General features: G+C 66.0%; 19 protein-coding genes. 9 read left to right on the forward strand and 10 right to left on the reverse strand.

Annotation, left to right across the window (positions count from 1 at the left end):
• Nucleotides 1-185 precede the first annotated feature (185 nt).
• Entirely contained in the window at nucleotides 186-671 is a 486-nt protein-coding gene (locus AC2IR1_RS18205) for a GlcG/HbpS family heme-binding protein (protein ID WP_486473388.1), read from the forward strand.
• 125 nt (nucleotides 672-796) lie between these two features.
• On the opposite strand, the gene AC2IR1_RS18210 is transcribed toward AC2IR1_RS18205, so the two are convergent.
• Genes AC2IR1_RS18210 through AC2IR1_RS18245 form a run of 8 tightly spaced genes read right to left on the reverse strand, consistent with a single transcriptional unit; the run spans nucleotide 797 to nucleotide 10,611 of the window.
• A complete protein-coding gene (locus tag AC2IR1_RS18210; RefSeq protein ID WP_486473389.1) occupies nucleotides 797-1,273 on the reverse strand; it encodes an Lrp/AsnC family transcriptional regulator in 477 nt (158 codons plus the stop codon).
• Between the two features lie 34 nt (nucleotides 1,274-1,307).
• A complete protein-coding gene (locus AC2IR1_RS18215; RefSeq protein ID WP_486473390.1) occupies nucleotides 1,308-2,036 on the reverse strand; it encodes a haloacid dehalogenase type II in 729 nt (242 codons plus the stop codon).
• Nucleotides 2,037-2,062: 26 nt separating this feature from the next.
• Entirely contained in the window at nucleotides 2,063-3,403 is a 1,341-nt protein-coding gene (locus tag AC2IR1_RS18220) for an aminotransferase class III-fold pyridoxal phosphate-dependent enzyme (RefSeq protein ID WP_486473391.1), read from the reverse strand.
• Nucleotides 3,404-3,426: 23 nt separating this feature from the next.
• Complete coding sequence (locus AC2IR1_RS18225) at nucleotides 3,427-5,484, reverse strand: oxidoreductase (protein WP_486473392.1); 2,058 nt, start codon at nucleotides 5,482-5,484, stop codon at nucleotides 3,427-3,429.
• A gap of 58 nt (nucleotides 5,485-5,542) precedes the next feature.
• A complete protein-coding gene (locus AC2IR1_RS18230) occupies nucleotides 5,543-7,201 on the reverse strand; it encodes an ABC transporter ATP-binding protein (RefSeq protein ID WP_486473393.1) in 1,659 nt (552 codons plus the stop codon).
• A gap of 1 nt (nucleotide 7,202) precedes the next feature.
• Nucleotides 7,203-8,060 carry an ABC transporter permease gene (locus tag AC2IR1_RS18235; RefSeq protein ID WP_486473394.1) on the reverse strand — a complete coding sequence of 286 codons (858 nt, stop codon included), beginning with the start codon at nucleotides 8,058-8,060 and terminating at the stop codon, nucleotides 7,203-7,205.
• Nucleotides 8,057-9,001: an ABC transporter permease gene (locus AC2IR1_RS18240; RefSeq protein ID WP_486473395.1), complete on the reverse strand. Its 945-nt coding sequence runs from the start codon at nucleotides 8,999-9,001 to the stop codon at nucleotides 8,057-8,059. The genes AC2IR1_RS18235 and AC2IR1_RS18240 overlap by 4 nt, the downstream gene beginning before the upstream one ends.
• Nucleotides 8,998-10,611: an ABC transporter substrate-binding protein gene (locus AC2IR1_RS18245; RefSeq protein ID WP_486473396.1), complete on the reverse strand. Its 1,614-nt coding sequence runs from the start codon at nucleotides 10,609-10,611 to the stop codon at nucleotides 8,998-9,000. Before AC2IR1_RS18245 ends, AC2IR1_RS18240 begins: the two co-directional genes overlap by 4 nt.
• 223 nt (nucleotides 10,612-10,834) lie before the next feature.
• Here AC2IR1_RS18245 and AC2IR1_RS18250 point away from each other — a divergent pair, with 223 nt between their 5' ends.
• Genes AC2IR1_RS18250 through AC2IR1_RS18275 form a run of 6 tightly spaced genes read left to right on the forward strand, consistent with a single transcriptional unit; the run spans nucleotide 10,835 to nucleotide 17,047 of the window.
• Complete coding sequence (locus AC2IR1_RS18250) at nucleotides 10,835-12,259, forward strand: aldehyde dehydrogenase family protein (protein ID WP_486473397.1); 1,425 nt, start codon at nucleotides 10,835-10,837, stop codon at nucleotides 12,257-12,259.
• Nucleotides 12,246-13,775, forward strand: a complete 1,530-nt coding sequence (locus tag AC2IR1_RS18255) for an argininosuccinate lyase (protein ID WP_486473398.1) — start codon at nucleotides 12,246-12,248, stop codon at nucleotides 13,773-13,775. Before AC2IR1_RS18250 ends, AC2IR1_RS18255 begins: the two co-directional genes overlap by 14 nt.
• Complete coding sequence (locus AC2IR1_RS18260) at nucleotides 13,772-14,953, forward strand: MFS transporter (protein ID WP_486473399.1); 1,182 nt, start codon at nucleotides 13,772-13,774, stop codon at nucleotides 14,951-14,953. Before AC2IR1_RS18255 ends, AC2IR1_RS18260 begins: the two co-directional genes overlap by 4 nt.
• A gap of 44 nt (nucleotides 14,954-14,997) precedes the next feature.
• Nucleotides 14,998-15,351, forward strand: coding sequence for a tRNA-binding protein (locus AC2IR1_RS18265; protein WP_486473400.1), 354 nt, complete (start codon nucleotides 14,998-15,000; stop codon nucleotides 15,349-15,351).
• An 11-nt stretch (nucleotides 15,352-15,362) separates the two neighbouring features.
• Entirely contained in the window at nucleotides 15,363-16,121 is a 759-nt protein-coding gene (locus AC2IR1_RS18270) for an electron transfer flavoprotein subunit beta/FixA family protein (RefSeq protein WP_486473401.1), read from the forward strand.
• The gene (locus tag AC2IR1_RS18275; RefSeq protein WP_486473402.1) at nucleotides 16,121-17,047 is read left to right on the forward strand and encodes an electron transfer flavoprotein subunit alpha/FixB family protein; all 927 of its coding nucleotides are present in this window, start codon (nucleotides 16,121-16,123) and stop codon (nucleotides 17,045-17,047) included. The genes AC2IR1_RS18270 and AC2IR1_RS18275 overlap by 1 nt, the downstream gene beginning before the upstream one ends.
• 167 nt (nucleotides 17,048-17,214) lie before the next feature.
• Here the strand turns inward: AC2IR1_RS18275 and AC2IR1_RS18280 are convergent, their stop codons facing one another.
• Complete coding sequence (locus AC2IR1_RS18280; RefSeq protein WP_486473403.1) at nucleotides 17,215-18,057, reverse strand: DUF6473 family protein; 843 nt, start codon at nucleotides 18,055-18,057, stop codon at nucleotides 17,215-17,217.
• Between the two features lie 152 nt (nucleotides 18,058-18,209).
• On the opposite strand from AC2IR1_RS18280, the gene AC2IR1_RS18285 reads away from it, so the two are divergent.
• On the forward strand, nucleotides 18,210-19,085 hold the full coding sequence (locus AC2IR1_RS18285) for a 3-hydroxybutyryl-CoA dehydrogenase (protein WP_486473404.1): 876 nt from the start codon (nucleotides 18,210-18,212) through the stop codon (nucleotides 19,083-19,085).
• Here the strand turns inward: AC2IR1_RS18285 and pdxR are convergent.
• On the reverse strand, nucleotides 19,052-20,527 hold the full coding sequence (gene pdxR, locus AC2IR1_RS18290; protein WP_486473405.1) for a MocR-like pyridoxine biosynthesis transcription factor PdxR: 1,476 nt from the start codon (nucleotides 20,525-20,527) through the stop codon (nucleotides 19,052-19,054). The genes AC2IR1_RS18285 and pdxR overlap by 34 nt on opposite strands.
• Before the next feature lie 56 nt (nucleotides 20,528-20,583).
• Here pdxR and AC2IR1_RS18295 point away from each other — a divergent pair, with 56 nt between their 5' ends.
• The gene (locus AC2IR1_RS18295) at nucleotides 20,584-21,252 is read left to right on the forward strand and encodes a pyridoxamine 5'-phosphate oxidase family protein (protein ID WP_486473406.1); all 669 of its coding nucleotides are present in this window, start codon (nucleotides 20,584-20,586) and stop codon (nucleotides 21,250-21,252) included.
• Nucleotides 21,253-21,254 lie beyond the last annotated feature (2 nt).

Here is a 21,254-nt window from a genome sequence, read left to right on the forward strand (position 1 = left end):
CAGAAAACCGAGCTTCTGGTGCGAATAGGCCCTAGGCCATTATCACGCTTCATGTTTTGCGCTGCTTCGGCATGCAACCGCCCACGAACCTGGACTTGCTTGCCGCGAGGGTGCGGGAGGCTACCCTGAGGGATCCGGGAGCGCTCCCACCGCGTGACCGGAGACATGACTACAGGAGTATCCCCATGAAGACCCTCAGCCTTGCCCTGCCCGCCGCGCTGGCGCTTGCCACCCAGGCCCTTGCCACCCAGGCAGGTGCCGTGACCACCCAGCCGGTGCTGGAGGACCAGGACGTCGCACAGGTGGTCAGCGCCGCCGAAGCCGCGATGGAGGAGAACGGCGTGAAGGGCTGTGTCGCCGTGGCCAATGCGGATGGCGCGATCATCTTCTTCGAACGCCAGCAGGGCGCCTATGCCAGCTGCGATGCCTCTGCCATTCACAAGGCGAAGACGGCGGCGATGTTCAACGCCAAGACCGACGATTTCATGAACATGCTGAACCAGGACGGGGCGCAGAACCTGCTCGGCGTGCCGGACCTGGCGCCGATGCCGGGCGGCATGCCGCTGACCCTGGATGGTGCCTTCCTGGGCGGTGTGGGCGTGTCGACGCCGGATGGTGCCATCGACACCCCGGTGGCCGAAGCTGCCGCAGCGGCGCTTTCGGCAGAGTGATCCGGGACCCTGAATGACAGGCCCCTGAGCAACGGGGGTCCTGAAACGACGAAGGGGCCCGCCGGCTGGCGGGCCCCTTTCACATCCCCGTCCGGGGTGCCCCATCGAGGCACCGCCAGGGCGGATCACATCAGGTCTTCGAGCGGAAGCGCGTGCTTCTGGATCGGCGACTTGATGACGATGTAGCTGAAGTACTGCGAAATCCCGAGGTTGCGGTCCAGCAGGCTGTCGATGATTTCCTGGTAATCCGCGACCCCGCGGGCCGTGAACTTCACCAGGTAGTCGTAGCCGCCGGAGATCAGGTGACATTCCGTCACCTGGGCGATCCGCGCCATTTCCTGTTCGAACCGGGAAAACAGCTCCCTGCGGTGATCGGAGAGCGTGAATTCCGTGAACACCGTCACCGTCTGGGACACCTTCGACAGGTCGAGGAAGGCACCATAGCCGGTGATGATGCCCGCCGCTTCCATCCGCTTGATGCGCTGGAGACACGGCGAGGCGGAGAGCCCCACGTGCTCGGAAAGGCGGACGTTCGAGATACGGCCGTTCTTCATCAACTCGCTGAGGATGTTGATGTCGATCCTGTCCAGTTTCAATGACACGCGGGGCTACTCTTCAACAGTGGTCGCAGGGACGTCAGGATGCCTGACGCAGGGATTTCTGGTGGGCTGCCACCAGGTCCGCCATGGAATTGAAGCGGAAATCGTACTTGGGCATTTCGCCCGGGTTCATCGTGGCGCCGAAGCCTTCCTTGTCGTGGCGGCGGTAGATCCAGGCCGAGGTCAGGCCGTGGCGGTTGGCCGGCTGGTGATCGTGGAACATGGACTCGGCGGTGTGAAGAATGTCCTTCTTCTCGATGCCGACGCGGGCCAGGTGTTCGATCATGTAGTCGAAGTTGCGGTCGGAGGGCTTGTAGGAGCCGACGTCCTCTGCGGTATACACGTGGTCGAAGGTCACGCCCAGCTTGTCATTCGAGTATTTGAACGATTGTGCATCGACGTTGGAGAGCACGCAGAGCTTGAAGTACTTCTGCAGGTACTGCAGCGCGCCTGCGGAATCTTCGAAGGCGGGCCAGTTCTTCACGCTGTCGCCGTAGACCTGGCATTCTTCCCAGGTGACGGGGATGTCCCATTCTTCCGCCAGGCGACGGTAGACGGTGGCCAGCAGGCGGCGGTAGGGCATCGCCGGGGTCCAGCGCTGCTGGGTGCTTTCGTGGTAGGCGTGCGCTTCGAGGATCTGGTCGCGGGTCTTGGGCTCTTTCAGCTGCGCGGTCAGGGGCGCGAGGCCCGCGATCATGCCGGATTCCCAGTCGATCAGCGTTCCGTAGACGTCGAAGGTCAGGATCTTGTAGTCGGAGAGGTTCATTTGAGTGTCCTTCAGCAGGCTTTGGCTCAGACGTTGATGGCGTTAAGGCTGGTTTCGATGCGATCGACGATCAGGTCAATCTCATTGCTAGAGATCGTCAGGGCGGGTGCAAGACCGATCGTGCCGTCGTTGAAGCAGCGCGCGATCAGGCCGTTGGAGAGCATCTCCTTGAAGAGCTTGGGGGAGATGCCGCTGTCTGCGGCGAAGGGGGTCTTCTTGTCCTTGTCGGTGACGATTTCCACGGCGGCCAGCAGGCCCAGGCCGCGGATGTCACCGACCAGCGGGTGATCCGACAGACGCTTCAGCGCTTCCATGAAGTAGGGCGACTGTGCTTCGGCATTCGCCAGGATCCCGCCCTCCTGGTAGAGGCGGATGACTTCGAGACCGACAGCGGCGGAGACCGGGTGACCGGAGTAGGTGTAGCCGTGGCCGACGGTGACGTTGCCTGCGGAGATGCCGTCGAAGACCTTGTCGGAGAGCACGCAGGCGCCCATGGGCGAGTAGCCCGAGGTCAGGCCCTTGGCCATGGTCATGATGTCGGCCTGAACGCCTTCGTGTTCCTGGGCGAACATCTTGCCGGTGCGGCCGAAGCCGGTGATGACCTCGTCCACGACGAAGAGGATGTCGAGTTCATCGCAGGCCTCACGCATGGCCTTCAGCCAGCCGTGCGGCTGCACGATGACCCCGCCGGAGCCCTGGACGGGTTCCGCGAAGAAGGCCGCGACGGTGCCCGCGCCGAGCGCCTGCACCCGGTCCTTCAGCGCCTGGACGGAGGCCGCGATGACGGCGGCGTCGGAGGGATCCTCGGACCGGTAGGGACCGGGAGCCGGGATGTGGTGCTGGGTCGCGGTGGGAACCGAGAAGCCCGCGTGGAAGGGCGCCAGGCCGGTGACCCCTGCCCCGGTGGAGGAAGAGCCGTGATAGCCCTTTTCCAGCGAGATGATGTGCTTGCGCGCCGGCTGGCCCTTGGCCGTCCAGTAGTAGTCGATGAAGCGCAGGGCGCTGTCGACCGCGTCGGAGCCACCGAGGGAGAAGTAGACGTGGTTCAGGTCACCGGGCGTCAGCTCGGCCACCTTTTCGGCCATGCGGATCGCCGCTTCGGAGGCGAAGTCGAAGTAGCCGGTGGCATAGGGCAGCTTTTCCATCTGCGCCATGGCGGCCTCGACCACGGTCTTCTGACCGTAGCCTGCGTTGACGCACCACAGGCCCGCGAAACCGTCGAGGTATTGCTTGCCGTGGGTGTCGGTCAGCCAGAGGCCTTCAGCCTTGTCGAAGATCAGCGGGCCTTCTTCGGACTTGCCGGCCCATTGGGAAACGGGGTGGACCCAGTTCAGGCGGTCCGTGCGACCAAGGGAGTTCGTGAGCATTTTTCTATCCTTAGATCACGAGATTAGATGACGAGGCAGAGCCGGAAGGCATCGTAGATCGACGCGTGGATCGAGCGGGAGGCCACGGCATCGCCGATGTTGTACATGACGTAGCCCTTGCCCTGCTCTTCGGGCTGCTGCGGCTGGGGTTCCAGCGCCAGCAGCTGATCCAGGTGGGTTTCGCCGTTGTTGACGGTGCCGCCACGCATTTCCTGGTAGAGCTCATCGAAGGGGATGGAGCCGTGATCGACGATCACGTCGTCCACCTCGTATTCGAAGCGTTCGCCGGTGAGCATGTGCATCATGGTGGCCTTCAGCCCGTTGCCGGCGCGTTCGACCTTCATGATCTCCATGTCGATGTCGACCTTTGCGTGCAGTTCCGCCAGCTTCTTCCGGTAGGTGACGCGGGACTGGTATTCCATCTCCTGCGCCATGAACTCGTCCATGGTGGTCAGCGTCACCTCGTGGCCGAGTTCGGCCAGGGTCAGCGCGGTGGAGGGGCCCTGGTGGCGGCCGGTGCCATCGACGACGAGGACGCGCTTGCCCACGGTCTGCGGTTCGTTCAGGGCGTCCCAGGTGGATTTCACCAGCTCTTCGCCGCCCTCGGGCACATTGGTGTCCGGCAGGCCGCCGGTGGCCATGATGACCACGTCGGGGTTTTCGGCCGCGATGGTTTCATCATCGGCGAAGGTGTTGGTGCGGACGGTGACGCCCAGGTGCTCCAGCTCTGCCTCGCGCCAGTCGACGATGGCGATCAGGTCGCGGCGCCAGCCGGCCAGCTGCGCCAGCAGGATCTGGCCACCGACCTTGGGCGCGGCTTCGAACAGGACGACCTCGTGGCCGCGTTCACCCAGCACGCGGGCCGCTTCCAGCCCGGCGGGACCTGCGCCCACGACGACGCATTTCTTCTTCACCTGCGCCGGCGGCACGATGTGCGGCAGCTTGAATTCGCGGTTGGTGGAGACGTTGTGGATGCAGTTGCCCAGACGGTAGAGGCAGTGCGAGGTGCCGATGCAGGGGCGGATCCGGTCGGCTTCACCCTGTTCCAGCTTCTTGACGATGTAGGGGTCGGCGATATGGGCGCGGGTCATGCCGACGAGGTCCAGCAGCCCTTCGGAGATCGCGTAGCGCGCGGTTTCCAGATCGGCGATGCGCGCGGCGTGGAAGACCGGCAGCTTCACGTGCTTCTTGAACTCGCCCACGATCTTGAGGAAGGGCGCGGAGGGCTGTGCCATGTTCGGGATGTTGTGTTCCACCAGCGCCTTGCCGGTGTCCATCTTGCCGAAGATGCAGTTGAAGAAGTCGATCGAGGTTTCATCCTGCAGGATGGTGGCGATTTCGACGCATTCCTCGAACGACAGGCCGATGTTGTCGCCTTCGTCGACCACGTAGCGCATGCCGACGACGAAATCGTCGCCCACTTCGGCGCGGATGCTGTCGTGCAGTTCCAGCGCGAAACGCATGCGGTTCTTCAGCGAGCCGCCCCACTTGTCGGTACGGTGGTTGGTCAGCGGAGAGAAGAACTGGCCGATCAGGTGACCGCCCGCCAGCGTTTCCAGACCGTCGAAGCCGCCTTCCTTCAGGCGCCGCGCGGCATTGGTGTAATCGCGGATGATGCGGTGAATGTCGTGTTCATCCATCTCGTGCGCGATGGCGCGGTGGCGCATTTCGCGCATCCGCGAGGGGCCCATTGCGGGCAACCACTGGCTGACCGTGGCATCGGCACGGCGGCCCAGGTGGGAGATCTGGCACATGATGTGGGCACCGTGCTTGTGCACGCGTTCCGACATCTGCTGCAGGTAGGGGATGGCGTCGTCATGGGAGACATCCATCTGGTTGCCGCCCCAGTTGCTGTCGGGCGAAACCTGCGACGAGCCGCCGATCATGGTCATGGCAAGGCCACCCTTGGCCTTTTCTTCATGATAGGCCTGGTATTGTTCCCGCGGGTAACCGCCGCCGCCGGCCGTGGCCGCGTGGCTGGTCGAAATGATGCGGTTGCGCATCGTGAGGTGTTTCAGCTTGAACTCGGTCAGCAGCGGATCCCGAGTACGCATCTGGGCCGGTTTGACTTGAGTGTTCATCTTGCTCTCCATGGGGATATGCGGGGTGCAGGCGGGCCCTTGCGGTCCGCCCGCCAAGTCATTGGCCGGCGCGGTACAGCTGGGAGCCGGAGGCGGAAGCGGCGGTGACCTCTTCCAGCCAGCCCTGGCGAAGCTGCGGCACGGCGGCGACAAGTTGTTGCGTGTAGGGATGTTCCGGCGCGGCGGTCAGCCGGTCGCGGGGGGCCCGTTCGACCTCCCGTCCCTTGAAGAGGACCATGACCTCGTTGCACATCGCCTCGACCTTGCCGAGGTCGTGGGAGATGAAGAGGTAGGACAGGCCCAGTTCACGCTGCAGTTCGACCAGAAGTTCCACGACGGCGTTGGCGACCACCGTATCGAGGGCCGAGGTCACCTCGTCGCAGATCACCACCTTGGGGTTGGCGGCGAGCGCACGGGCCAGGTTGATCCGCTGCTTCTGCCCGCCCGAGAGTTCGCGCGGGGAGCGGTCGGCGAGCGAGGCCGGCAGGCGGACCATGTCCAGCAGTTCCAGCACGCGCTTGCGCCGCGCCTCTCCGGTCATGCCGTGGTAGAACTTCAGCGGGCGACCGAGAATGTCGGCGTTGGACTGGCGCGGGTTGAGCGCGGTATCGGCCATCTGGAAGACGATCTGCAGGTCCTGGCGGTCCTGCTTGCGCCGCTTGGAGGCGTCCTGAAGATCCAGATCGCGCCCGTCGAGCTTTGCCACGCCCTGCGCGGCGGGCAGCAGACCCGCCAGCACGCGGCCCAGCGTCGACTTGCCGGAGCCCGACTCGCCGATCAGGCCCAGGGTCTGCCCCTGCTTGATGCGGAAGGAGATGTCGTGCAGCACCGGGTACTGCGGCTGCCCGTCCTTGATCGTGCCGTAGCCCGCCAGAACCCCTTGCGCGCCAAGGACATAGCCATGTTCCGGCCCGTCCTGCAGATCGAGCAGGCGCGGTTCGGAGGCCTGGAGCAGCTCCTTGGTGAAGGCCGACTGGGGCCGGTTCAGCAGCTGTTCGGCCGGGGCGTTTTCCATCGCCTCGCCATCGCGCAGCACGAGTATGCGGTCGGCCACCTGCGCCACGACGCCCAGGTCGTGGGAGACGTAGATCGCCGTCACGCCGCGTTCGCGGATCATGTCCTTGAAGGCTTTCAGCACCTCGACCTGGGTGGTCACGTCCAGCGCGGTGGTGGGTTCGTCGAAGATCATCACCTCGGGGGTGTTGATCATCGCCATGGCCGCCATCATGCGCTGCAGCTGCCCGCCAGAGACCTGGTGCACGTAGCGGTCACCGATGTTGTCCGCATCGGGCAGCGCCATGGTGTGCATCAGCTCCTTCTGCCGCGCGAAGGCATCGGCCTTCGACATGGAGTTGTGCAGCGTCGCGGCTTCGACGATCTGGTTCTTGATCCGCTTCACCGGGTTGAAGGCGGCGGCGGCGGACTGGGCCACGTAGGACACCGTCTTGCCGCGGAAATCCTTCAGGGCGGCGCCCTTCAGCTGCCGCACGTCGCGGCCGCCGATCTTGATGGATCCGCCGGTGATGGCACAGCCCGAGCGGGCGTAGTTCATCAGCGACAGCGCGATCGTGGACTTGCCGGAGCCACTTTCGCCGATCAGGGCGATCACCTCGCCCTTCTTGGCGGAGAAGGACACGTCGTTGACGATGCGGCGGCCACCGGCCTCGATCACCAGGTTCTCTACCTCGATGAAGTTTTCACTCGTCTGGGTGGTCATCTCAGCGGTCCTTCTTCTGGTGGGAGACGGCATCGACCATCAGCGTCATGGAGATCGTCAGCGAAAGCAGGCAGATCGCCGGGGCGAAGATCGCGGGCGCGCCGTAGCTGAGGCCCACCATGTTTTCCGACACCAGCGCACCCCAGTCCGCTTCGGGCGGCTGGATGCCCAGGCCCAGGAACGACAGGCCCGACAGCAGCAGCGCGATGTAGATGAACATGATGCCGAAGTGGGTCATCAGGTTGGGGATGATGTTCGGCAGGATTTCCCGGAAGATGATGTGCATGTTGCCCTCCCCCCGGACGCGGGCGGCGTCGATGAAATCCATCTTCGACACGTTGATCGCGGCGGAGCGCACGTTGCGGTAGGCGGAGGGGATGTAGAGGATGGTGATCACGATGATCAGCACCGGGATGGAGGTACCGAAGCCCGCCACGGCCACCAGCGCGAAGATGGTGGACGGCAGGGAGTTCACCGTATCCATCAGCCAGGACAGTGCCGTGTCGATCCGCTTGGACAGCAGCGTCGCCATGACCCCCAGGATCAGGCCGAAGAACAGCGCCAGCGCCGCGGTCACGAAGGGCAGGCCGACGGTGTACTTGGCCCCCGTCATGATGCGGGAGACGACATCGCGGCCAAGGTAGTCGGTGCCCAGCCAGTAGTCGCCGGTCATCGGACCCAGGACGTTCCAGCTGTCGACGAATTCGCCGGGGTCGTAGGGGGTCAGCCAGTCGCCGAAGACGGCGATGAAGACCCAGAAGAGGAAGATCACCGCGCCCACCAGCGACAGGACCGGCCAGTTGGGCAGGCGCGGCCGACGGCGCTGGACGACGGGTGCGGAGGTGGTTTCCATGGTCATTCGGTCCTCAGCTTCGGGTTGGCGAGAATGGCGATGATGTCAGCGATCAGGACGAGCACCAGGAACCCGGCGCAGAAGATGACGGCACAGGCCTGCATCAGCGGCAGATCGCGGGTCGAGACGCTGTCGACCATCAGCTTGGTCAGGCCCGGGTAGGCAAAGATCACCTCGACGAAGACCACACCGGAGATCAGCGCGTTCAGCGACAGGGCCGAGGCGTTGACGATGGGGCCCGCCACGTTGGGCAGCGCGTGGAAGACCGTGGCCCGCAGGCGCGAGGCCCCCTTCAGCATGGCGGTTTCCACGTAGGGTTCCTGCAGCTGGGTGATCAGGATGGCGCGGGTCATCCGGGCCATCTGGCCGATCACCGAAAGCGACAGGGCCAGCACCGGCAGGGTCATCACACGGAAGAGGCCACCGATCGAATCCACCCGGTTGATGTTGGACAGCGCCGGGAAGAGGCCGGACCAGACCGACAGGATCAGCACGATGATCGTGGCGATCAGGAAGGACGGCGTGGACAGCGCAAGGATCGACAGGAAGGTCGTCAGCCGGTCGAAGACCGAGTTCGGCTTCATCGCGGAAACGATGCCCAGGAGCAGCGAAACGGGGATTGCCACCAGGGTGGAAAGCCCGGCCAGCAGCAGGGAGTTCGGCAGGCGGGAGGCGATGACCTCGTTCACCGGCATGCCATTGGCCAGCGAGACGCCGAAGTCACCGTGAAGGATGCCCTTCAGCCACTTCAGGTAGCGCACGATTTCAGGCTGATCGAGGCCCATCTGGCTGCGCAGGGCAGCCAGAGTTTCGGGCGTCGCATCCTGCCCGAGGAGCGTCTGTGCCGCATCCCCGGGGAGGGCGCCGCTGACCCAGAAGACCAGCGTCGCCACGAGCCAGAGGGTCAGGACCCCCAGGACAAGTCGTTTCAGTAGGAGTTGAATCATTCCTCGATCCATACGTTTTCGGCAAAGGCGTAGCCCATCATGTTCCCCGTCGGGATGGGTTCGAGACCCTTGAGCGAGGTGGAGTGGGCGTCGATGTTCGAGAAGAACACCGGGATGCCGGTGCCGGCTTCGTCGCGGACAAGCTGCTGCATGTCCGAATAGAGCGCCGCACGTTTTTCCTCGTCGGTTTCGACCCGTGCCTGCAGCAGCATCTGGTCGAACTGGGCATTTTCCCACTTGGAGGAGTTGTAGGCGCCGGTGGAGGCGTAGCAGAGGGAGAAGATCATGTCGGCGGTCGGACGCTGGGTGATCGTGCCGAAGCCGAAGGGCACCTTCATCCAGACGTTGGACCAGTAGCCGTCAACGGGGACCCGCTGCACGTCGATGTCGACGTTGATCTCTTTCGCGGCCTGCTGGAGGATCAGGGCGATGTCCAGCGTGTTGGCGATGCCCGCGGAGGCGATCAGCGGCACGGTGGAGCCGATGACACCGGCCTTTTCCAGGTGGTACTTGGCCTTTTCGGGATCATATTCGCGCTGCTCGATGCTGTCGTCGTAGTACTTCATCGTCGGGGCGATCGGCTGGTCGTTCGCGATGGAGGCGAAGTCGCGGTAGATCGAGCCCTGGATGGTTTCACGCTGCAGCAGGTACTTCATGCCCAGGGCGAAGTCGTCGGAGCCGACGGTGCTGTCGGTCTTCTGCATGATCAGGTCCGAGAAGGTACCGGACTTGGTCACGAAGAGCTCGATGTTCTTCTCGCGCTGGATCAGCGGGGTGGAGCGCGGGTTGATGCCCGTGGTCAGGTGGAATTCACCGGCGCGCAGGGCGTTCAGGCGGGAGCTTTCGTCGGTCAGGCCGAAGAATTCGACGGTGTCGACGTGCTGCTTGCCGTCCTTCCAGTAGTCGTCGTTGCGCACGGCAAGGGAGCGGACGCCGGGTTCGAACTCTTCCAGCTTGTAGGGGCCGGTGCCGATGCCGCTGTTGAAGTCGGTGGTGTCGGCCTTGGTGATCAGCAGGTTGAAGGTGCCGAGGATCACCGGCAGGTCGTAGTTGGGTTCCGACAGGGTGATCTTGATGGCGTATTCGCCGTCGGCGACCACGTCCTGGATCGAGGCGACGTAGGATTTCGCGCGGGAGGCCGTTTCGGGATCCTTGTGGCGCAGGATCGAGAAGACCGCATCGGCGGAGGTGAAGGGCGTGCCGTCGTGGAAGGTGACGCCCTTGCGCAGGTTGAAGACCCAGTCGGTGCCGTTGGAGGTGGACCAGTCGGTGGCCAGTTCCGGCTGCGGCGTCAGGGCGCCGTCGAGGAAGGTCAGGCCGTTGTAGAACATGAAGCCGCGGGAATAGTCGGTCCCGTTGCGGAACTTGGCCGGGTCGAGACCCTCTGCCGTGGAAGCGGAGGAGCCTGCAACGCGCAGGTCGCCACCGCGGATCGGCGTGGCAGCATACGCGGTGGTGGCGCGGGTGGCCGCATACCCTGCGGCGGCAATGGTCATACCGGAGGCGACGAGCATCTTCATGACGTCACGGCGGGAGGCGCCGCGTTTCATGGTTTGCTGCATCCGTGCCATGTCACGCGCGGACAGGCGGGGAGTCTCGAAATCGGTCATTCTGGGTCTCCGTGTTGGGCGGGCTTGTCATCGTTTGTTCAGCGCCCGGGCTGATGGGATGAGCATGGGCCGGGGGGCGCGACAGAAATTCACGAAAACGACGGGTCGTGCGGTGGAATCCACCTTTCTCGCCCCGCAATTCGAAGAATCTCCCTGCCCGGGGCGGGCTATCCCTAGGCTAGCCCCATATGCCCGGCACGGGCCCGACACGGAAGGAAGACGCATGGATCAGACGAGATTCTATATTGATGGCCAATGGGTTGAGCCGCTTTCGGCCCGGGTGGTCGACGTTCTGAATCCCGCCGACGGCAGTGTCACCGGCCGCGTTGCCCTGGGATCTGCGGAAGACGTGGATCGTGCGGTGAAGGCCGCCCGCGCCGCTTTCGACCGCGGCCTTGCGCCTCTGGAAGAGCGGATCGCGCTGCTGCATCGCATCGCCGACGTGATGGAAAAGCGCGAAGAGGACCTGGCGCAGGTCATCACCGACGAGATCGGCGTGCCGCTGTGGTATTCGCGCAAGGGTCATGCCGCCGCCGGGGCCGCGCATATCCGGATCCTGTGCGAAGAGATGGAGAAGTTCCCCTTCGACTGGATGCAGGGCGACACCCTGGTCACCCGGGTGCCGATCGGCGTGGCGGGGCTGATCACGCCGTGGAACGTGCCGATCAACCAGATCGTCATCAAGGTGGCCCCGGCCCTGGGCGCCGGCTGCGCCACGATCCTGAAACCCTCGGAGATCGCGCCGGGCAACGCGACCATCATCGCGGAGATCATGGACGAAGCTGGCGTGCCGGCCGGCATGTTCAACCTGGTGCACGGCGACGGGCCGGGCGTGGGCGACGCGATGTCGAAACATCCCGGCATCGACATGATCAGCTTCACCGGGTCCACCCGCGCGGGCATCGCCGTGACCCAGGCCGCCGCCACCACCGTCAAGCGTGTCGGGCTGGAACTGGGCGGCAAGTCCGCCAACATCATCCTGGATGACGCCGACCTGGACGTGGCCGTGGAAAAGGGCGTGCGCGCCTGCTTCATGAATTCCGGTCAGGCCTGCTCTGCCCCGACGCGGATGCTGGTCCAGAAGGACCAGATGGACGCCGCCGCGGAAATCGCCGGCCGCGTCGCCGACAGCCTGGTTGTCGGCCCGCCGCGCGAGGAAGGTGTCAACCTGGGCCCCGTCGCCAGCCAGCAGCAATGGGAACGCATCCAGGGCTATATCGAAACCGGCATCTCCGAAGGGGGCCACCTGGCCGCGGGCGGGCTGGGCCTGCCCGAGGGGCTGAACACCGGCGCCTACGTCCGGCCCACCGTCTTTGCCCATGTCACCCCGGAGATGACCCTGGCCCAGGAAGAGATCTTTGGCCCGGTGATCGTGCTTATTCCTTACGAGGATGAGGCAGACGCGGTCCGGATCGCCAATGATACGGTCTACGGCCTTGCGGCTTACGTGCAGGGCAGCAATATTGAACGGGTAAGGCGCGTGGGCCGGCAATTGCGGGCCGGGCGCGTGCTTCTGAACTATCCCGTGCTGGACCGCACCGCGCCTTTCGGCGGCTTCAAGCAGTCCGGCAACGGCCGCGAGCAGGGCAAGTACGGCCTGGAAGAATTCCTCGAATACAGCGCGTTGATCGGTCATGGAACGGAATGAGCAGATGCGGGGCAACGTGATCTCCGCCAGCGAAGAGCCCGGCAAGACCGGCCGCACCGCGCCGCCCGAGTACATGGAGGCCTACAAGGAGGCCTTCGTCGAGGACACGGCGGAATTCATCCATTCCTACGACCTGGCCCATGTGCTGATGCTGGGCGAGCGGGGCATCCTGCCCGCCGAGACCGCGCTGGAGGTCCTGTCGGGCCTGCGGGAAATGCAGGCATCGGACATGCGCGAGTGCCGCCGCAGCGCCGGTGGCGGCAACCACGCGGGCGAAGCCTGGCTGACCCAGCAGTACGGATCGGCCGTGGGCGGTGCGATCGGGCTTGCGCGGTCTTCGGGCGACCTGTCGGCAATCTCGTTCAGGATGTACGCGCGTCATACCCTGCTGGAGATGCGCGAACGCCTGCTGACCCTGCGCCATGCGCTGGTCGATTTCGCGGAACGCCATGTCGATCACGTGATGCCGGGCAATACCCATGGCCAGCACGCGCAGCCGATCACCTTCGCCCTTTGGGCGATGATGTTCCACGATGCGCTGGCGCGCGACGGGGCGCGGCTGGGCGCGATGATTTCCCGCTGCAACTATTCCCCCGCGGGCGCCGGGATCATGTCGGGGACCGAGTTCCCGATCGACCGCCGCCGCGTGGCGGAAATGCTGGGCTTCGACGGGGTGGTGCCGAACACGCTCGATGCCGCGCTGTCGCATGACCTGGAAATCGAGTTCGCCTCGCTGCTGAACATCCTGTGCTACACGCTGTCGCGCATGGCAGAGGACCTGTTCATGTGGAACACCACGGAACACGGGCTGGTCACCCTGCCCGACTGGTTCATCGGCACCTCTTCGATGATGCCGCAGAAGCGCAACCCCGACGGGCTGCAGGATCTGCGCAACCTCTCGCCGCAGGCGCAGGCCACGGTGACCATGGTCATGGGGACGGAGCGCGGGCCGACCGGCTTCCCGATCATCGAGCGGCGCAATTCCGATCGCATGCTGCGCGGCATCGCGACCGCGGTGCAGCAGCGGCTGGACATCCTGCCCGAGCTGCTGGCGGAGCTGAAGGTCGAGGCCGACCGGGCCGAAGCCCATGCCAATGCCTACTGGGCCTCGGTCACCGACCTGGCCGGCGCGCTGGTGCGCAAGAACCGCATCGACTGGCGCACGGCCCACGGGCTGGTGGCCGGGTTCGTGCGCGACTGCATCGCCCGCGAACTGCCCCCCTTCGAGGTGACGGCAGATGATTTCAACGCCTATGCCAGCCGCAACGGCGCGCTGAAGGTGACGCTGGACGATGCGACGCTGTCGCGCTGCATGGATGCCCGCGCCTTCGTCAGCCGCCGCGACACCTTTGGCGGGCCGGGCCCGGAAGCCATGGAGCAGGCGCTGACCCGCGCCCGCAATGCCATGGAAGACGAGGCCCGCGACATCGCCGACTTCCGCGAGAAGCTGGCCAGTGCCGAGGCGGAGCTGATCTCCACCGTGGATGCGGCGCTGGAGGGGAGGCGCTTCCGTTGACCCTTGCCGACACCGCCCCCCGGGGCGGCGGGGCCCGGGTGGTCTGGTCCGTGGGCTATGTCCACGGGCTGAGCCATCTCTACATGCTGGCCCTGCCCCCCCTCTTCCCGCTGCTGCGGGCGGATTTCTCCGTCACCCTGCCGGTGATCGCCGCCGTGCTGGCCGCCTTCAACCTGATCACCGCCGCCACCCAGTACATCGCTGGCGTCGCGGTGGACCGTTTCGGCGGGCTGCTTTGCCTGCGGGCCGGACTGGCCCTGTCGCTGGCCTCCCTGCTGGGGGCGGCGCTGGCGCCCGGCTACTGGAGCTTTGCCCTGGCCTTCGGCATCTGCGGCCTGGCCAATGCCGTCTACCATCCGGCCGACTTCCGCCTGCTGAACAGCTGCGTCGACAAGAGCCGCCGCGCCTTCGCCTTCTCCGTCCACAGCTTTTCGGGCAACATCGGCTTTGCCCTGGCCCCTGCCCTGCTGGCGCCGGTGGGCTTTGCCTATGGCTGGCGCGCGGCGCTGCTGGTGGCCGTGGTGATGGGCCTGCCGGGCCTGCTGGCGCTGTTCCTGCTGCCTGCGGATGCACCGCAGGGCAGCGATGGCCCCGCCCGCCCCAAGGCCGGACTGAAGGAAGTCGCAACCCCCGCGATCCTGCTGCAACTGCTGGTCTTCACGCTGTTTTCGCTGGTCTCCGGCGGTGTGCAGAGTTTCTCCGTCCTGGCCGGGGCCGATCACTTCGGCTATGGCCTGACCGAGCTCAACGCGGTGCTGTCGATCTACCTGCTGGTGGGCACGGCGGGGATCATCGCCGGCGGCGCCCTGGTCAGCCGGGGCTGGACCGAAACCCGGGCCTTCACCGCCGGCATCATCCTGGCGATGGCGGGCTGGGGCCTGGCCTGGTCGGGCCTGGGCGGACTGCCCGGATATTCGGCAGGCATGCTGATGATCGGCTTCGCCATGGGCTTCATCCTGCCCGCGCGCGACCTGCTGGTGGCCCGCGCCACGCCGCCGCATCTGCAGGGCCGGACCTATGGTTTCGTGACCACCGGCATCAACATCGGCCAGTTCGCCGCCCCTGCCCTGATCGCGCCCCTGGTGGAGCACGGTCATTTGCACACATATTACCTCTTGCTTCTGGTGGTGCTTGCCGCCAGCCTCGCCGCCGGACTTGCCAGCCGTCCCCGGAGCTGAAACGCCCGACGCCAGCGCGCCCTCGAATGAACGAAAGGAACTCCATGTCCCCGACGCCCCCCAAACCCATCGCAGACTATTCCAACTTCGAAGCCCTCGACCTGCGGGTCGGCAAGGTCGTCGAGGTGAAGCCCTTCCCGCGTGCCCGCAACCCCTCCTACAAGGTGGCGGTCGACTTCGGCGGAGAGATCGGCGTGAAATGGTCCTCGGCCCAGATCACCCGCTATTCCGAGGAAGAGCTGATGGGCAAGGTGCTGGTCTGCATCGTCAACTTTGCCCCCCGCAACATCGCGGGTTTCCAGTCGGAAATCCTGATCATGGGTGCGGCCAATGCCGCCGGTGAAACCGTTGTCCTGTCCCCCGAAAGCGACGTCGAAATCGGCGGCGCGATCTACTGAGGAGCAGCCAGATGAAAATCCTCGTCCCCGTAAAGCGGGTCATCGACTACAACGTGAAAGTCCGCGTGAAGGCGGATGGCACGGGTGTCGATCTTGCCAACGTAAAGATGTCGATGAACCCCTTCGACGAGATCGCCGTGGAAGAGGCGATCCGGCTGAAGGAAAAGGGCGTCGCGACCGAGGTGGTCGCCGTCTCCATCGGCGTGAAACAGGCGCAGGAAACCCTGCGCACCGCGCTGGCCATGGGCGCCGACCGGGCCATCCTGATCGTCGCCGCCGATGACGTCCATACCGACATCGAACCGCTGACCGTCGCCAAGCTGCTGAAAGGCGTGGTCGAGGCCGAAGAGCCCCAGCTGGTCATCGCCGGCAAGCAGGCCATCGACAACGACATGAACGCCACCGGCCAGATGCTCTCCGCCCTGCTCGGCTGGTCCCAGGCCACCTTCGCCGGCGAAGTTGCCGTCGAAGGCGATGCCGCACAGGTCACGCGTGAGGTCGATGGCGGGCTGCAGACCATCTCGGTCAAGCTGCCCGCGGTCGTCACCGCCGACCTGCGCCTCAACGAGCCGCGCTACGCTTCCCTGCCCAACATCATGAAGGCAAAGAAGAAACCGCTGGAGGAAAAGACCCCCGCGGACTACGGCGTCGACCCGGCGCCGCGGCTGCAGGTCGTCAAGACCTCCGAACCGGCCACCCGCCAGGCAGGCGAAATGGTCGGCTCCGTGGATGAGCTGGTGGCGAAACTGAAAGAGAAGGGGATCGTCTGATGGCCGTACTTCTGCTTGCCGAAATCACCGACGGGGCGCTCGGCCTCGACGCCACCGCCAAGGCCGTCACCGCCGCCACCAAGCTGGGCGACGTGACCGTGCTCTGCGTCGGCGAAAAGGCCGCCGATGCCGGTGCCGAAGCCGCCAAGATCGCGGGCGTTGCCAAGGTGCTGGTGGCCGAGGATGCGCTCTACGGGCACCGCCTGGCGGAGCCGGTCTCTGCCCTGGTGGCCGCCCTTGGTGCCGATTACGACCACATCGTCGCCCCCGCCACCACGGATGCCAAGAACATCCTGCCGCGCGTCGCGGCCCTGCTGGACGTGATGATCCTGTCCGACGTCACCGCCGTGGTCGATGCGGACACCTTCGAGCGTCCGATCTACGCCGGCAACGCCATCCAGACGGTGAAATCGCTGGATGCGAAGAAGGTGATCACCTTCCGCACCTCGACCTTCGACGCGGCCGGTGACGGCGGCGCGGCTGCGGTCGACAACGTGGCGGCGGGCGAGGATCCGGCCCTGTCGAGCTGGGTCGAAGACAAGGTCGCGACCTCGGACCGGCCGGAGCTGACCTCCGCCGGCATCGTCGTCTCGGGCGGTCGCGGCGTGGGCTCCGAAGAGGACTTCGCGCTGATCGAGCAGCTGGCGGACAAGCTGGGTGCGGCCGTGGGGGCCTCGCGCGCGGCGGTCGATTCGGGCTTTGCGCCGAACGACTGGCAGGTGGGCCAGACCGGCAAGGTCGTGGCACCGGAGCTCTACGTGGCCGTCGGCATCTCCGGCGCGATCCAGCACCTTGCGGGGATGAAGGATTCCAAGGTGATCGTGGCGATCAACAAGGACGAGGAAGCGCCGATCTTCCAGGTGGCCGACTACGGCCTGGTCGCGGACCTCTTCGAGGCCGTGCCGGAGCTGATCGGGAAGCTTTGATCGGGATGGTGGGGTAAGCCCCACCCTACGCCGGGAACGGTGGATTGGCATCCACCCTACGGATATCGGAAGGGCCCGTGCAACGCGCGGGCCCTTTTGCTTTTGAGAGGAGGGAGGGGCTCCCCCGGAGTATTTCGGCGCAGTGAAAGAGCGGGGCGGGGCGCCATCTAGCCGCGTTCGAGCAGGGCCTTGAGCGGGCCCTGGAGCGCATCCGCGACCTCTCCGTGCGCGGCGGAGGGCAGTTCGGCCGCAGCTGCAGGCGCGTCCATGGCGGAGAAGATCATGCCGCGGGTGCCTTCGGCCAGGACCTCCGCGCCCGGCACGCAGGTGATGATGTCGCTCACCCGCGGGCGCAGCGCCTCCACCATCTCCGGCCGGATGAAGAGCGGATCCCGGTCGAGGTCGGCGCCCTCTTCCTCCGTTTCCCCGGAGGGCGGATGGGCGGCGAACCAGAGCAGGAGCACGGGCACCGGGATCCGGTCGAGCAACTGGCCCATGCGGGCGACCCAGGCCTGCTGCAACTCCTCCCGCAGCATGGCGAAACGTTCGGCGGAGCGGTCGCGCAGCGCCGTCAGCAGGTGGCGGGTGAAGTGGAATTCAGTGAAGTCGACGTCGCGGTAGACGGTCTGCAGCAGCGACGAGGCCTGCAGGAACCGGTCGTTGCGCCGGGGGTGGACCGCGTAGAAGCGGTTCGACATGTTCTGCGCCCCGGGCAGGCGGATCACCACCGCCCGGGCCTGGCCGGTGATCTGCAGCAGGTCGGGATCGCCCAGGAAGGCATCCACCCCGGCATTGGGCCAGCCCAGGTTGACCGCCGGAAGGCCCAGACGTTCCTCCAGTATCGCGGGATAGGGATGGGCGATGAAGCGCCCGTAGGTTTCCGCCCCGCCGAGATAGGCGATGAAGGCGCCATCGGTGCGCCGTTTCGGCCCGCGGAACAGCGTCTTGCACCGGCCGTAGCGGCACGGGAAATAGTCAAGGCCCGACCGGCCCCGTTGATCGAAGGTCATGTCACCCACCAGTCATAACTCACCCATCCGCCAGTCTCGCTCCGAAAGCTTGCGAAAGGCCTAAGGGCAGGCCGGACGACGGTGTAGGGCTTGCGGGCTGCGCCGTGGCAGTCCACATTGCGCGCGAACCGCGGACGACGAAGGAGGACAAGGTGGAGATCAGATCGGTTGGTGTGGTCGGAGCAGGCCAGATGGGCAACGGCATCGCCCATGTCTTCGCCCTTTCGGGATATGACGTCCTGCTGAACGACATCGCCCAGGATTCGCTGGATCGCGGCATGGCCACGATCACCAAGAACCTCGACCGGCAGGTCAGCCGGGGCAAGATCACCGAGGCGGAGAAGGATGCCGCGCTCGGCCGGATCTCGACCACCATGGTGCTGTCGGACCTTGGACCCACGGACCTGATCATCGAGGCCGCGACGGAGAAGGAGCATGTGAAGGAGGCGATCTTCGCCGACCTGCTGCCCCACCTGAAGCCCACGACGATCCTGACCTCCAACACCTCCTCCATCTCGATCACGCGACTGGCGAGCCGCACCGACCGGCCGGAGAAGTTCATGGGGTTCCACTTCATGAACCCCGTGCCTGTGATGCAGCTGGTGGAGCTGATCCGCGGCATCGCCACCGACCAGCCGACCTACGAGGCCTGCCTGAAGGTGGTCGAGAGCCTGGGCAAGACGGCGTCGAGCGCCGAGGATTTCCCGGCCTTCATCGTCAACCGCATCCTGATGCCGATGATCAACGAGGCGGTCTATACGCTGTATGAAGGCGTGGGGAACGTGAAGTCGATCGACGAGGCGATGAAGCTGGGCGCGAACCATCCGATGGGGCCGCTGGAACTGGCGGATTTCATCGGGCTGGACACCTGCCTTGCGATCATGAACGTGCTGCATGACGGGCTGGCCGATACCAAGTACCGCCCCTGCCCGCTGCTGACCAAGTATGTCGAGGCCGGCTGGCTGGGTCGCAAGACCGGGCGCGGCTTCTACGATTACCGGGGCGAGGCGCCGGTTCCCACGCGCTGAGACAGGAGGGACGCGAGGCGGGCAACGCCCGCGTCCAGCGCAGCCTCCGCAAAGGCGGCATGACCCAGGACCAGGCCGGAGAGCGTCGCGGGCGCCTCCGGGTAGGTCGAGAGGGCGCGCAGGCCGAGGCCTGCGGCACGGGCCATGGCCGCGACCTCCCGGTCCGGGGGCGTGCCAGGGCCCAGATCACAGACCAGATGCATGCCGGAAGCGATGTCGCGCGGGATCACGACCCCGGGCAGCGCCGCGTTCAGCGCAGCCATCAGGTGGCGTCGCCGCTGGCCGTAGAGCCTGCGCATGCGGCGCAGGTGGGTGGAGAAATCCCCCCGTTCCATGAAGCGTGCCAGTGCCGGTTGCGGCAGCAGCGACGCCTGCGGGGTGCTGCGCCGGATCAGCCTGGTCATGGGCGTGACCAGTGCCGGGGGCAGCACGATGTAGCCCAGCCGCAGCGAGGGCGTGAGAAGTTTCGAGAAGCTGCCGACATAGGCCACGCGGTCGGGCGCCAGCGCCGCGAGCGCGGGCAGCGGCGTGCCTTCGAAGCGGAATTCGCTGTCGTAGTCGTCTTCGATCACCAGCCGGTCGCCCTGCGCGGCCCAATCCAGCAGCGCAAGGCGGCGGGCGAGCGGCAGGGTCATGCCCTGCGGGTAATTGCGCGAGGGCGTGGTGATCGCGGCAGCGGCACGGCCCAGCCGGGCGGTATCCAGCCCGTCGGCATCGGTCGGCAGGGGCACGGGGGTATGTCCAGCGGCGCGCAGCCGGTCGAGGACGGGACCGTAGCAGGGTGCCTCGACATGGACCGGGCTGGCCCTGGGCAGCAGCCGGGCGAGCAGGTCGAAGGCCTCTGACGAGCCGGAGGTGATGATGATCTGCCCCGGCGCGGCAGAGAGCCCGCGCCAGGCGGAGAGGTGGGCCGCGATGGCGGCGCGCAGCGGCGGCCAGCCCAGCGGATCGGGCATTTGCAGCAAGGCGGGATCGGGGTGGCGCCAGGCGGCATCGAGGTGGCGGGCCCATTTCGCATGGGGAAAGGCCGCGAGATCAGGGAGGCCTGGGTGGAAGACCGGCACCGGCTGCGGCCCGGCAGGTTCGGGCCTGTCAGGTTCGGGCCTGCCAGTTTCCGCCCCGGGGACCTGCGCGGCCTGTTCCGGGCGCGGCGGCAGATCGGCCGCAACCCAGGTGCCAGCGCCCCGCCGTGCCTCCAGATAGCCTTCTGCCAGCAGCTGATCATAGGCCGTCAGCGTGGTGACGCGGGAAACCCCCAGCTCCTGCGCCAGCGCGCGGGAGGCGGGCAGCGGCGTACCCGAGGTCGCCCGCCCGTCGAGGATGAGCCCGCGCAGCGCTTCGGTCAGCTGGGCGTGGAGCGACACCGCCCCCGCCCGGTCGAGCGAGAGACCAAGCAGGGCGGCATCCAGATTGGCCTTATGTTTTTTCGGAGCATTGGTCATTTCAGGGAAGCCAATAGGCAGCGAGAAGGAGACAGACAAGATGAAAGGACAGTTCCATGGATGGCGCCCCCTCCTCCGCCCCGCTTCTGAAGACCGACCGCACGCGGCTGCGGCGCAGCCATACGCGCGGGTTCTTCGACCGCGAAACGGCCTATGCGATCCTCGATGCGCAGCCGATGTGCTCCGTCGGATACGTGATCGACGGCAAGCCCTATGTCACGCCGACGCTGCAGTGGCGCGAGGGCAACCACATCTACTGGCACGGATCCTCTGCCAGCCGGGCGCTGAAGGCACAGCGCGGGGTGGAGGTCTGCATGACCGTCTCGATCCTCGACGGGTTCGTCATGGCACGGTCGGGGATGCACCACTCCGTCAACTCACGGTCGGTCATGCTGTTCGGGGAGGCCTTCGTGGTGCCAGAGGAAGACAAGGAGCAGAAGCTTTGCACCTTCGTCGACACGCTCTGGCCCGGGCGGGCGGCGGCGTTGCGGCCCAATTCGGAGCAGGAGCGCAAGGCGACGATGATCCTCGGGATGGAGATCAAGGAAGGCAGCGCCAAGGTGCGCACCGGCGGGCCGAAGGACGACGAGGAGGATTACGCGCTGCCGATCTGGGCCGGGGTGATCCCGGTGCGGACGGTGGTCGGCCCGCTGGAAGCCGATCCTCGGAACCTGGATGGCCTGGAGCCGCCGGAGCATCTGACGGGGTTCCGCTATCCCGGGTGACG

This window comes from Pseudooceanicola sp. NS-SX8, assembly GCF_057380755.1.

What these genes read in the sequence shown, in the direction of transcription:
- AC2IR1_RS18205 (WP_486473388.1), top strand. Translation starts at nt 186, where the DNA reads ATGAAGACCCTCAGCCTTGCCCTGCCCGCCGCGCTGGCGCTTGCCACC.
- AC2IR1_RS18215 (WP_486473390.1), bottom strand. Translation starts at nt 2,036, where the DNA reads ATGAACCTCTCCGACTACAAGATCCTGACCTTCGACGTCTACGGAACG.
- AC2IR1_RS18220 (WP_486473391.1), bottom strand. Translation starts at nt 3,403, where the DNA reads ATGCTCACGAACTCCCTTGGTCGCACGGACCGCCTGAACTGGGTCCAC.
- AC2IR1_RS18225 (WP_486473392.1), bottom strand. Translation starts at nt 5,484, where the DNA reads ATGAACACTCAAGTCAAACCGGCCCAGATGCGTACTCGGGATCCGCTG.
- AC2IR1_RS18230 (WP_486473393.1), bottom strand. Translation starts at nt 7,201, where the DNA reads ATGACCACCCAGACGAGTGAAAACTTCATCGAGGTAGAGAACCTGGTG.
- AC2IR1_RS18235 (WP_486473394.1), bottom strand. Translation starts at nt 8,060, where the DNA reads ATGACCATGGAAACCACCTCCGCACCCGTCGTCCAGCGCCGTCGGCCG.
- AC2IR1_RS18240 (WP_486473395.1), bottom strand. Translation starts at nt 9,001, where the DNA reads ATGATTCAACTCCTACTGAAACGACTTGTCCTGGGGGTCCTGACCCTC.
- AC2IR1_RS18245 (WP_486473396.1), bottom strand. Translation starts at nt 10,611, where the DNA reads ATGACCGATTTCGAGACTCCCCGCCTGTCCGCGCGTGACATGGCACGG.
- AC2IR1_RS18250 (WP_486473397.1), top strand. Translation starts at nt 10,835, where the DNA reads ATGGATCAGACGAGATTCTATATTGATGGCCAATGGGTTGAGCCGCTT.
- AC2IR1_RS18255 (WP_486473398.1), top strand. Translation starts at nt 12,246, where the DNA reads ATGGAACGGAATGAGCAGATGCGGGGCAACGTGATCTCCGCCAGCGAA.
- AC2IR1_RS18265 (WP_486473400.1), top strand. Translation starts at nt 14,998, where the DNA reads ATGTCCCCGACGCCCCCCAAACCCATCGCAGACTATTCCAACTTCGAA.
- AC2IR1_RS18270 (WP_486473401.1), top strand. Translation starts at nt 15,363, where the DNA reads ATGAAAATCCTCGTCCCCGTAAAGCGGGTCATCGACTACAACGTGAAA.
- AC2IR1_RS18275 (WP_486473402.1), top strand. Translation starts at nt 16,121, where the DNA reads ATGGCCGTACTTCTGCTTGCCGAAATCACCGACGGGGCGCTCGGCCTC.
- AC2IR1_RS18280 (WP_486473403.1), bottom strand. Translation starts at nt 18,057, where the DNA reads ATGACCTTCGATCAACGGGGCCGGTCGGGCCTTGACTATTTCCCGTGC.
- pdxR (WP_486473405.1), bottom strand. Translation starts at nt 20,527, where the DNA reads ATGACCAATGCTCCGAAAAAACATAAGGCCAATCTGGATGCCGCCCTG.
- AC2IR1_RS18295 (WP_486473406.1), top strand. Translation starts at nt 20,584, where the DNA reads ATGGATGGCGCCCCCTCCTCCGCCCCGCTTCTGAAGACCGACCGCACG.